The 316-nt window shown below is 35.1% G+C and carries 1 pseudogene; it reads left to right on the top strand.

Annotated elements, in window-relative coordinates:
- Positions 1-316: pseudogene (locus tag V6256_RS15250) on the top strand (lyase family protein); the annotation flags it as partial.

Below are 316 nucleotides of genomic sequence, written 5' to 3' on the forward strand. Positions count from 1 at the left end.
AGCAAACGCACACCTTGATGCAATTGTAGCTAACTTCAGTGAAGCTGATGCTGAACGAGTTAAAGATCTTGAAGCAACAACTAACCACGATGTAAAAGCAGTTGAATACTTCTTATAAGAGAAAGTAGCTGATGTTGCAGAACTTAATGCTGTTTCTGAATTTATCGACTTTGCTTGTACTTCAGAAGATATCAATAACTTATCTGACGCTTTAATGCTTTCTACAGCAAAAAAAGACGTAATTTTACCTTACTCCAAACGTATTGTTGATGCGTTCTTAGAAAAAGCAATCGAATACAAAACATTGCCAATTATG

Source organism: Psychromonas aquatilis (assembly GCF_038155185.1).
Taxonomy (GTDB): domain Bacteria; phylum Pseudomonadota; class Gammaproteobacteria; order Enterobacterales; family Psychromonadaceae; genus Psychromonas; species Psychromonas aquatilis.